Raw genomic sequence first — 10,451 nt, forward strand, 5'->3', positions numbered from 1 at the left:
ATCTTAGTTGGTAGTAAGTCTAGCTCACCTCAACAGATATTAAGCTTCTTGGTTGAAGTACTCTAGAACCACTTCGTGGTGAGTCTTAGTCTTGAACTTGTTGAAGACGTGTTCAATCTGACCTTCTTCGTCAATTAGGAAGCTAATACGGTGCAGGCCATCGTAAACCTTGCCCATGAATTTCTTCTCGCCCCAAACACCGAACTGCTCAGCAACACTGTGGTCTTCGTCAGACAGCAGTGTGAAGTTTAGAGATTTCTTCTCAATGAAGTTAGGTAGGCGTTTCACTGGATCGATGCTGACACCCAGAACAACCACGTTTAGGTCATCCAGCTGTGTTTTGATATCACGCAGGCCTTCTGCTTGCACGATACAACCTGGAGTCATTGCTTTTGGGTAGAAGTAGAAAAGTACTTTTTTACCTTTGAAGTCACCAAGAGATACGATATTGCCATCTTGATCCGGAAGAGAAAAAGCAGGTGCTGGAACACCAGCCGTTAGCGTATTCATGATATTTCCTTTTTAAAGACTGTTTTTAATAAAGTTGAGAGAGCCTTCGACTGATAGGCACTGACACAGCGAGTTGAATTCTTCTTGTAGCTGCATCAAATTACATTCTGACTGCACAGAAGCGGTAATAGAGATATGGAACTGGTCGTTGTCGAGCTGGACTTTAGATTTATTGATCGTTTGTGCGCTCAGCGAGTCGAGGCCGATGTCTCGGTCCGCGAAGAACTGTGTGAACTGCTCGGTCAAGCCGAGTTTGTCATCTGACTCAACGAACACTTCTAGCGTGTAGGAGTTCTCTACCACATCATGCGGAGAGGTTCGCTTCATAATCGTAATCAAGTCGTGCTCTTGGCCAAGCAAGGGCAGGGTGGTTTCAACACGGGTGATGTTGTTTGCTTTACCAGACAGCAGCATGATAAGCGTAAATTCTTCGCCAAACAGGGCGATACGGCTATCAATAATGTTACAGCCTGATTGAGTGACCAAGTGAACCACTTGGTTACAAACACCTGGGCGATCTGTGCCCACAGCTGTGATTACTAGATGTTGAGTCATAAAATCACGTCTCTATATATTCCATTGATTTATGCATGTTAGCACAGTTAGCAGGAGGAATAAGCGTGCAAGCGGGGCTTTTTATGACTCACCTTGCGTCTAACAGTCAACAAATGATAAGAATATCTAAACCGCGGAAACGCAAGTTTGTCGAATGGCTGTACAGCTTACCTGATATTGACATTGACGGTTTTCCTATCCGTTAGATTAAGCCCAAGTTATACAAATTTTTAGGCTGAATGGCGCTATAAGCCGTTTTACCTCAAACATACGACAATATTTCATACCGATGTTGCCGCTAAGCCACTTTAATGTCTTGTGTTTATTGATTGGCTTACAGTAACATGCAAAAAGAATAAATTAACGGAGATAGACATGTTTTCAGGAAGTATCGTTGCGCTAGTGACGCCATTTAATGCAGACGGCGAAGTGGATTTCGACAGCCTTAAAAAGTTGGTTGAACACCATGTTGCTGCTGGTAGTGATGGCTTGGTTGCGGTTGGCACAACCGGTGAGTCTTCAACACTCACTATTGAAGAGCATGTTAAAGTCGTTAATAAAGTCGTCGAATTTGCTGATGGCCGTATCCCTGTCATTGCTGGCACTGGCGCAAACGCGACGCACGAGTCAGTGCTATTCAGTCGTTTATTGAACGGTTCTGGTATTGCGGGTTGCCTGAGCGTAACACCTTATTACAACAAACCGACTCAAGAAGGCTTGTATCAACACTACAAGGCGATTGCTGAAGTAAGTGATGTTCCTCAAATTTTATACAATGTACCAGGTCGTACAGCTGTAGACCTATTACCAGAGACAGTTGCTCGCCTTTCTGAGATCGAAAACATTGTTGCACTTAAAGATGCGACGGGTGATCTCGACAGAATTGCAATTCACCGTGAACTTTGTGGCGAAGATTTTATCTTACTAAGTGGTGATGACTTAACAGGTCTAGAATTTGTTAAGCGTGGTGGTGATGGTGTGATTTCTGTAACGAATAACGTTGCAGCGGCGGATATGGCTACTATGTTCAAACTTGCGAAAGAGGGTAAGTTTTCAGAAGCAGAAGCGATCAATGAGCGTTTGATGCCTCTACATAAGAATTTGTTCGTTGAGTCTAACCCTATTCCCGTAAAATGGGCGGTTCATAAAATGGGTCTGATCGCTGAAGGTGGCTTACGTCTGCCTCTGACTGAACTGTCAGAACCAGCTCAACCTGTTGTTGCTCAAGCAATGACTGAAGCGTGTATTTACTAAAAACGTATGAAGTGATGCCGAAGTGAACCTTCGGCATTTAGGAGTATAAATGAAGTATTCTCACCAGCTAGTGATTGGGTCACTGGCTGTTTTCGTTCTTACAGCATGTTCTGGCAGCCCGACTCAACGTCGTCAAGCCAAAGATGATTTCGAATACTTAGAAACGCCTGAGTTTTCACAGTGGCAGTTGCCTGAAGAAGCTCAGCCTCAGTTCTACCCAAACTTTGACATTCCAAGCGGTGAATTCAGCGGTGGTGTAGGGCGTGATGTGGATATTCGCCCACCGCAGCAGGTGCTTGAATTGATCCCTGGTGCTCGTACTGAGCGTCAAAATGGTGAAGTAACGTTGTGGCTGCTTCGCGCAGAAGAGGCAGACCGAGTGTGGCAAACGGCTGTCGACATGTTAGCTCAGCGTGGCATTGGTATTCGAGAGCAGTCAGAGAACGAGATTGAGACCGATTGGGTTACTTGGGTTTCTGAGGACGAAGACGTAGAGATCGGCAGCCGATACTCCATCTCCCGTTTCCAAGCGAACAACCGTTATGGCTTCAAGATTAATCTTATCGACTGGCGTGAAGGTAATAAAGATAAGCCGGTAACGGCAACCAACAAAGAACGTTACAACGCTTTCTTAACCAATTTAGTGATGGCTAAATACGATGAAAACTTACGTGCTGAAGCAGCGCTGAAAGCGCAAGAGTTAGTGAAGCGTATTCCAATCTCAATGGGGTCCGATCGTAGCGGTTTACCAGTGATCATTGCTCGGACTCCATACAACGTATTCTGGCAGCGTTTGCCAACCTTATTACCGTCTATGGGGTTTGAACTTGAAGAACGTAACCAGTCTCAAGGGACAGTGAAAGCTAAATACGCTTCACTTGATGATGAGTTCTGGGAAGAAGTTGGCTTGCAACCGGTTGACTTAAAATCAGGTACTTATAACTTCTTGTTTGGTGATCTTGGCAACCGAACGTCAATTAACGTGACGGATGCATCAGGTAAGCCAGTAGAAGAGAAGCTGCTTAAGTCGTTGGTTCCTGTTCTAGCACACGTTGCGGACCAAACCAAAGATGACAAAGCCGCGGAAGCTGAGTAAGTAAAGCTTGATAGGCTGGAGAGCTGAGGAAAATCGACTCTTTTAGTTCAGCCAATGCTTCAGCGTAAACAAATAAAAAGAGGACACATAGTGTCCTCTTTTTTGTGTTCGTTTGACCGCAAGATCAGCTATCTTTGGTCTCTTTTGATTGAGCTTTTTCCTGGTTCTGCTTATCTAGACGATTGAGCTTTTCCAAGTCATTCTCCCTTTTTCCACGCCTTTTTTGTCCGAGATCCATATTAGCGGTCTGTTTTAGAGCTGCGATGTTAGCTACCACAACGCTAACCACGATTATGATAATAACCCAAGGTTTTGTAAGCCACTCCAACATAAGCGCTCCTAATGGCTGATGTTCGCTACGAAGCGCGCATAGATCTCGTCTAGCTGCTCCATAATAATCTCATACCCTAATACTGGCTTAGATTTGAGCTGCTTGCCAAGTAAAGTGGGAGATAACTGTGATAAACACAGCTCCGAAACGTTACGATGGCTAATATGCCAAGGCTCTACCGCCACACCACCAAGGTCTTGGCTATACGGGAAAAAGAAGCAAAATTTTGCAGCATTAGCAGAGAGCCACTGATAAAACGCTTGCTGGTGGCCAGTAAGGTATTCCCATGGCTCTAATTGCAGCTGTGCACCTTCTGGAAGGTGGTTACGAGCAAACACATCGAAGTCACAACCCCAATGGTGGCGGCTCGCTCCAGGAAGCGCTGACCACCTCAGAATCGCCGACAGCTTTTGATGTTCAGTGAGTCTTGAAGCATCAAGTGGTTGGCTATCTGAATCTAAGATAGGGGCTTCACCAGAAAACTTGCGGTTCCATATCAGAGATTGCCTTTCATAGTCACGAAAGCCACTGGCGATCTCCATTTTAAAACCAGCAAGCTGAGCAGCTTCAACCAAACTGCTTAGGTCATCGATAACATTACTATGCACCAAGAAGATCTTAGTACCAATTAGTGTCGGTACCAGGTGAGAATCTGATTGTCCGGTAAGCTGCTCTGGGGTCATAACGAATCTCTAATGTTTGGAAGTGATACTTCGCGAGGAAAGATCTATTTAGCGAACAAGTTCACTAACGTTCTTTCGTACATGTCGGTTAGTTTCTCTAAATCCGCTATTTTCACGCATTCGTTAACTTTGTGAATGGTCGCGTTTACAGGACCTAGTTCAACCACTTGTCCACCCATGCGGGCAATGAAGCGACCATCAGACGTACCGCCAGTTGTCAGCAGTGCCGGTTTAACATCATTAACGTGACCAACGGAATCAACAATTGCATCAAGCAATGAGCCTGCGTCTGTTAGGAATGGGTCGCCATTGAAGGTCCACTTAAGATCGTATTCGAAATCGTATTTATCGAGCGTTGTTGTTACGCGCTCAACGATAACGTCATTGCTTAACTCTGTGCTAAAACGTAGGTTAAACTGAACATTAAACTCACCTGGAATCACGTTAGACGCGCCAGTACCAGCACTCACATTCGGGATCTGGAAACTGGTTGGTGGGAAGTAGTCATTACCTTGGTCCCATTCCGTCGTCGCTAGCTCGTGAATTGCCAGCAGAGAGCTATGTACTGGGTTATTTGCTAGGTGTGGGTAGGCAACATGACCTTGCGTACCTTTAATGGTTAGGTCACCAGTGATAGAGCCACGACGGCCGTTCTTCACCACATCGCCTACAAACTCTGTGCTTGACGGTTCACCCACAATACACATGTCGATGTTCTCACCGCGTGCTATTAGAGCTTCAACAACACGTACAGTACCGTTGATAAAAGGGCCTTCTTCATCAGAGGTGATAAGGAAGCCAATTGAGCCTGAATGGTCTGGATATTTCTCAATGAATTGCTCAACAGCAACAATCATTGAAGCCAGAGAACCTTTCATGTCTGCCGCACCACGGCCGAATAAGTAGCCGTCAACAATGGTTGGCTCAAAGGGTTTGGTGTTCCATTGTTCGATTGGACCGGCTGGTACCACGTCTGTGTGGCCTGCAAAAGCAAACAGAGGTGCTTCGGTACCTCGGCGCGCCCAAAAGTTCGTCGTATCTTCAAATACCATTACTTCGATTTCAAAACCGAGTGCTTTTAAGCGATTAATCATTAGCTCTTGGCAGCCAGCGTCTTCAGGTGTTACCGATTGGCGGCTAATGAGATTTTTTGCCAGAGCCAGAGTTGGGCTATCAGTCATCCTTGAATTCCTTGTTTAAATAAAACGTCGAGTCATTAATTTTAGGCGTTGAACAGAGTAAGTTTAACGCCTTGTTATCTGTGCTAATGTTGCTTATTACGCAAATTGCTGATTACGCAAAAATAGCCGCGTACTGGTCAGCTTTAAAGCCGATGTGAAGTTTGCCATCGACTTTCAAAATAGGGCGCTTGATCATCGCTGGTTGTTCAACAAGCAGAGTGATTGCCGTTTGTTCTGTTAACGTGTCTTTTTGCTCTTGAGAAAGCTGACGATAAGTCGTGCCACGTTTATTTAGTACTCGCTCCCAGCCAAGCTCTGAACAGAAGCTTGTTACCAACTCTTCAGTGATGCCTTGTTTGCGATAATCGTGAAATTCGAACTCGATACCTTCAGCCTCGAGCCATTTCTTTGCTTTTTTAATCGTGTCGCAATTTTGGATACCAAACATTGTGATAGTCATTATTCTTCCTCTGGGTGATTTTTTTTCATTGTTATGCATTGAATCCTATCAGGAAGCGGCAATTCAGACAAAATAGAGTGAGGAATATTTCATTAAACGAAAAAAAACAGTAAGAAAATGTCACTATTGGAGACTTATTGATTAGCCTCAACATGTTGTCAGCGAAAAAAGAAATAATTGAGTTGCACATATATAGGAGGTGTCAATGGAGTTGAGTCCTGATTTTGCAAGGCGGCTATATTTAGCATTGTTAGTTGAAAGCCTTGATAGGCCAGATGTGCCTAAACTCATCGAAAAAATGGGTTGGCCTCGTCGTACTATTCAAGATGTACTCAAGGCGTTACCGGGGATTGGTATCGAACTTATGTTTGTTCAAGATGGGCGACGTCATAATGATGGCTATTACCAGTTATCCGACTGGGGACCATTTGACAGTCAGTGGGTTCTCGAATGAAAAGGCGATATAGCAACAAGCCTTGGATTTAGTGCATAAGCCAGCGAAAGCTGGCTTTCTTTTTGGGTGCGGCTAAAAGAGAGACTAGCTACTTACAAAGATAAGCGGTACCAAGCATGGTAACCGAAGTTGAAAAATCTTGAGGTAGTGTAAAAATGACCGTATCTGCACCAAGCTGGATCGCGTTGGTTTTAAGCTCATTCATCGCACCCTGAATCAAGGTGTCATTCGGGTAAAATAGGTAACTGTACCAATGGCCTTCGCTTCCGGTGACTTCCCCTTTATACTCACACTGGTCGATATTAATGATGCCGTGATAATCCATTCTTACACTGTCGGCCTCATCATGAGGTACTGAAGTGGGTGTGGTGCATCCCAACAGCATGCTACTCACTGCTAGTGCCATCCATTCCTTTTTCATACGTTAGTCCTGTTATGGCATCAAATAAATCGCAAAACCTACCCAGCTCGCGATTAATAGTATCCATGGCAATTTACTTGAGTGATTTGATGTCGCTTCAACACTAGCTGTTGCATTGTGCTCTTGCTCTATCGCCGCTTGTTGAGTTTGCTTTTCTTTTTGTACGCGTTTCTTTGCTTTATCTGCTTGGCGGTTACGTTCTTTCTGTTGTTTTTTATAAAGCGCGATGCCTTTCTCAATACCCTGAGCAATCAATTTGGTTTGTTCTTTAGTTTGAGCGGGTCTTTGAGTCGCCTTGGCTATCTTCAGTGCCTCTTGTTGAGATTCAATAGATGGGGTACTCGTTTTCTTTTTCATACTGAGCTCGATAATTAAAACGTATTAACCAATAAGATAACGTAAACCTAACTAAGTATGAATGATTTGCGTTAAAGTGTTGGTTTGAAAACAAGTGAAAGTGAGATTTGTGCGGTACTCCATAGAACAATACGACAAGCACGGCTTCTTAAAGGCGCCAATCTTATTATGGTTAGGTTGGTTATTTCTTGCGAAAGCTCTCGTCGTTTTCATCGTTGCAGGTGCAAGTAGAGAGTCTGGAACCGATATTCTCGAGATCATCTATCCGGATCATCACATGTTTTATGTTGGGATTGCCCTGAGTGTCCCTAGCTTGTTACTGATGTGGTTATTCGGACTAAGAACTCCAGAGAGAAAGCGCCTCAATAAAGTGGTGTCATGGGGACGTTGGGTGACCATGGCTGCTATTTTAGCGCAGGGCTCCCATACGATTTATTTAATCTATTTGGATAACGGCTGGTTCCGTTGGTCAAATGGTCTGACTCTATTGTTACTGCTGTGGTTAGCGCTTTATCTAACCAATAGCCATGCAGCAAGGGATTGTTTTAAAGTGGTTGAGCACGAAGACTGATTATCATCAAAACATTTGTCCCATTCACAATTATACTTAGAAGCTAAAACTGGAAGGAATAATCTATGCTTAATGTCTCAAATGAGCAGACTAACGTTCAAAGTGCTATTTTGCCTGAAGCTGGGCCTTTCGCTCTTTACGTTCAACTGAAAGTGAATGCTAACACTGCTAATGTATTAGCAGAAATTCAAAAGATTCCAGCGCTAATCGAAGAACTAAACCAAACTCAACCAGATGCGAGCCTGACGGCTTCAGTTGCGTTCTCTAAGGCGTTTTGGGACAAGTTCGAGCAAGCAGCTCCTACTGATCTGATCGACTTCCCAGCGCTTGGCGAAGGCGATGTTACAGCACCTAGCACGCCAGCTGATGTGTTAATTCATTGCCATTCAAACCGACACGATCTGCATTTCTTCATCTTACGTAAATTGCTATCTGAAGTAGCGGCAGACGTTGAAGTGGTTGATGAAACTTACGGTTACCGCTTCCTAGATTCTCGTGATATGACGGATTTCGTCGACGGTACTGAAAACCCGAAAGATGCACAACGCGCGGAAGTTGCCATTGTTCCTGAAGGCGAATTTGCAGGTGGTAGCTACGTGATGGTGCAGCGTTTTGTTCATAACCTGCCAGCTTGGAATCGATTGAACGTATCGGCGCAAGAAAAAGTGGTTGGTCGTACTAAGCCTGACTCAATCGAGCTAGATGATGTTCCTGCGGCGTCTCACGTTGGTCGTGTAGATATCAAAGAAGAGGGGAGAGGCCTTAAGATCGTTCGGCACAGCCTACCTTACGGCACAGCAACGGGCGACCATGGTTTATTGTTCATTGCTTACTGTAACGTTCGTCATAACTTTGATGCGATGTTAGAGAGCATGTACGGCGTAACCGATGGCAAAACAGACCAACTGCTTCGCTTTACTAAGGCAGTGACAGGTGCTTACTACTTCGCTCCTTCAACTGTGATGTTGAGCGCATTAACGATTAAGTAAGACGTCTCAAAATAATAAACAAAGGGAGCCTTAGGGCTCCTTTTTTATTAAAGCTTTATCTGAATTGGTCGATATAAAAGCAATAGTGAGTGTAATTCATCTTTTTGTACGTGTAGGTCTATGACGATAACTGTTAATACTAATGTCTCAGCGTTGGTGGCTCAGAGGAATCTCTCTAATGCCAACAACATGCTGAACCAATCTTTGGAGCGCTTGGCTTCAGGGAGTCGTATTAATAGCGCCAAAGACGATGCTGCAGGTCTTCAAATCTCCAACCGTTTAGAAGCGCAGATGAGTGGTATTGATGTCGCTATTCGAAATGCGAATGATGGTATATCAATTATGCAAACTGCCGAAGGCGCAATGAACGAAAACACTAATATCATGCAACGTATGCGTGACTTGTCACTGCAAGCGAGTAATGGTTCGAACAGTCAGTCGGAAAGAACGGCCATTCAAGAAGAGATTACCGCATTAAACGATGAGCTTAATCGTATTGCAGAGACTACATCTTTTGGTGGCAAAAAACTTCTCAATGGTAATTTTGGTAGTACGTCATTTCAGATTGGTGGTAGCTCTGGCGAGGCGGTACAAATCGGCCTCAAAAGTATGCGTACCGATGACATCAACATGGGTGGTTTTAGTTATGTCGCTAATGGCATGGCCAATGACTCGTGGGCAGTGAAATCAAATCAGAATGATATGACGATGTCGTTTACCGATCGTTTTGGCCAGCCTCAAGAGATCACCATTAATGCGAAAGTCGGCGATGACATTGAAGAGTTGGCGACCTACATCAATGGTCAAACGGATCTGGTCTCAGCTTCGGTTAATGATGATGGGCAGCTTCAAATCTACATGTCTGGTGAAGATACCTCTGGCACTATCTCTTTCTCTGGTTCACTCGCGAGTGAACTGTCGATGTCAGCGGGTTACTATGAGTCGGTGAATGACATCAATGTGACGGATGTGGGGGGGGCGCAGCGTGCTGTTTCTATTTTAGATACCGCGATGAAGTACGTGGATAGCCATCGCTCTGAATTAGGCGCAATGCAAAATCGCTTCGAGCACGCCATTAACAACCTTGAAAATGTTCATGAAAACTTGGCGACCTCAAACAGTCGAATCAAAGATACCGATTACGCCAAGGAAACGACTCAGATGCTAAAGCAGCAAATTCTGCAGCAAGTGAGCACCACCATTCTGGCTCAAGCGAAACAAGCACCTAACCTTGCCTTAACCTTGTTAGGTTAATCAATTACTTTAAATCTCATAACACCATTTCAGTTTATTTGGCTTCTTTGGTTAATTAAAACACAAAACATCGCTCGACTGACTTCTCGACAACTTTAGCTTTTTTCTTATCTTTTTTTGATAATTTTACTACCAGTCACGCTTTCCTATTCTTTGTCGCTATTTCTTTAATTTTATTGTTTTTTTCCTAAAGGTTTCGTCAGTTATGCCGTTATTAAAAGTAACTTTGAGAGAACTACTTGGTTTTCCGAGACGTCGGAAACCGCAATACCGGAAAATCAATTGGAGAAATCACCATGGCAGTGAATGTAAATACCAACGTTTCAGCGATGACA

Annotated in this window: 14 protein-coding genes; 6 read left to right on the plus strand and 8 right to left on the minus strand. The window is 44.2% G+C overall.

Going from position 1 to position 10,451, the window contains the following annotated elements; translation table 11 throughout:
* Positions 1-39: 39 nt before the first annotated feature.
* A complete protein-coding gene (gene bcp / locus ACTRWI_RS21135) occupies positions 40-510 on the minus strand; it encodes a thioredoxin-dependent thiol peroxidase (RefSeq protein WP_499133700.1) in 471 nt (156 codons plus the stop codon).
* A 12-nt stretch (positions 511-522) separates the two neighbouring features.
* Entirely contained in the window at positions 523-1,065 is a 543-nt protein-coding gene (locus tag ACTRWI_RS21140) for a glycine cleavage system transcriptional repressor (RefSeq protein ID WP_499133701.1), read from the minus strand.
* A 375-nt stretch (positions 1,066-1,440) separates the two neighbouring features.
* Between ACTRWI_RS21140 and dapA the strand changes: the two genes are divergently transcribed.
* Complete coding sequence (dapA, locus tag ACTRWI_RS21145) at positions 1,441-2,319, plus strand: 4-hydroxy-tetrahydrodipicolinate synthase (protein WP_499133703.1); 879 nt, start codon at positions 1,441-1,443, stop codon at positions 2,317-2,319.
* Positions 2,320-2,368: 49 nt separating this feature from the next.
* A complete protein-coding gene (bamC, locus tag ACTRWI_RS21150) occupies positions 2,369-3,415 on the plus strand; it encodes an outer membrane protein assembly factor BamC (RefSeq protein ID WP_499133704.1) in 1,047 nt (348 codons plus the stop codon).
* Positions 3,416-3,539: 124 nt separating this feature from the next.
* On the opposite strand, the gene ACTRWI_RS21155 is transcribed toward bamC, so the two are convergent.
* From ACTRWI_RS21155 to ACTRWI_RS21170, 4 genes are all read right to left on the minus strand, one after another.
* The gene (locus ACTRWI_RS21155; RefSeq protein ID WP_499133705.1) at positions 3,540-3,746 is read right to left on the minus strand and encodes a DUF2897 family protein; all 207 of its coding nucleotides are present in this window, start codon (positions 3,744-3,746) and stop codon (positions 3,540-3,542) included.
* A gap of 8 nt (positions 3,747-3,754) precedes the next feature.
* Entirely contained in the window at positions 3,755-4,429 is a 675-nt protein-coding gene (locus ACTRWI_RS21160; protein ID WP_499133706.1) for a M15 family metallopeptidase, read from the minus strand.
* Between the two features lie 44 nt (positions 4,430-4,473).
* The gene (gene dapE / locus ACTRWI_RS21165; protein ID WP_499133707.1) at positions 4,474-5,610 is read right to left on the minus strand and encodes a succinyl-diaminopimelate desuccinylase; all 1,137 of its coding nucleotides are present in this window, start codon (positions 5,608-5,610) and stop codon (positions 4,474-4,476) included.
* A 112-nt stretch (positions 5,611-5,722) separates the two neighbouring features.
* On the minus strand, positions 5,723-6,070 hold the full coding sequence (locus tag ACTRWI_RS21170) for an ArsC family reductase (RefSeq protein ID WP_499133708.1): 348 nt from the start codon (positions 6,068-6,070) through the stop codon (positions 5,723-5,725).
* Positions 6,071-6,275: 205 nt separating this feature from the next.
* On the opposite strand from ACTRWI_RS21170, the gene ACTRWI_RS21175 reads away from it, so the two are divergent.
* On the plus strand, positions 6,276-6,524 hold the full coding sequence (locus tag ACTRWI_RS21175) for a helix-turn-helix domain-containing protein (RefSeq protein WP_499133709.1): 249 nt from the start codon (positions 6,276-6,278) through the stop codon (positions 6,522-6,524).
* A gap of 88 nt (positions 6,525-6,612) precedes the next feature.
* Here the strand turns inward: ACTRWI_RS21175 and ACTRWI_RS21180 are convergent, their stop codons facing one another.
* Positions 6,613-6,945: a DUF4156 domain-containing protein gene (locus tag ACTRWI_RS21180; RefSeq protein ID WP_128159720.1), complete on the minus strand. Its 333-nt coding sequence runs from the start codon at positions 6,943-6,945 to the stop codon at positions 6,613-6,615.
* A 12-nt stretch (positions 6,946-6,957) separates the two neighbouring features.
* Positions 6,958-7,302, minus strand: coding sequence for a DUF2956 domain-containing protein (locus ACTRWI_RS21185; RefSeq protein ID WP_499133710.1), 345 nt, complete (start codon positions 7,300-7,302; stop codon positions 6,958-6,960).
* 109 nt (positions 7,303-7,411) lie between these two features.
* On the opposite strand from ACTRWI_RS21185, the gene ACTRWI_RS21190 reads away from it, so the two are divergent.
* From ACTRWI_RS21190 to ACTRWI_RS21200, 3 genes are all read left to right on the plus strand, one after another.
* Positions 7,412-7,873 carry a DUF2919 domain-containing protein gene (locus ACTRWI_RS21190; RefSeq protein WP_499133711.1) on the plus strand — a complete coding sequence of 154 codons (462 nt, stop codon included), beginning with the start codon at positions 7,412-7,414 and terminating at the stop codon, positions 7,871-7,873.
* Positions 7,874-7,938: 65 nt separating this feature from the next.
* The gene (locus ACTRWI_RS21195; protein WP_499133712.1) at positions 7,939-8,862 is read left to right on the plus strand and encodes a Dyp-type peroxidase; all 924 of its coding nucleotides are present in this window, start codon (positions 7,939-7,941) and stop codon (positions 8,860-8,862) included.
* 120 nt (positions 8,863-8,982) lie between these two features.
* Positions 8,983-10,116, plus strand: coding sequence for a flagellin (locus tag ACTRWI_RS21200; protein WP_499133713.1), 1,134 nt, complete (start codon positions 8,983-8,985; stop codon positions 10,114-10,116).
* Positions 10,117-10,451: the final 335 nt, after the last annotated feature.

It is taken from the genome of Pseudoalteromonas sp. G5_S1_14_S5, from assembly GCF_054968605.1.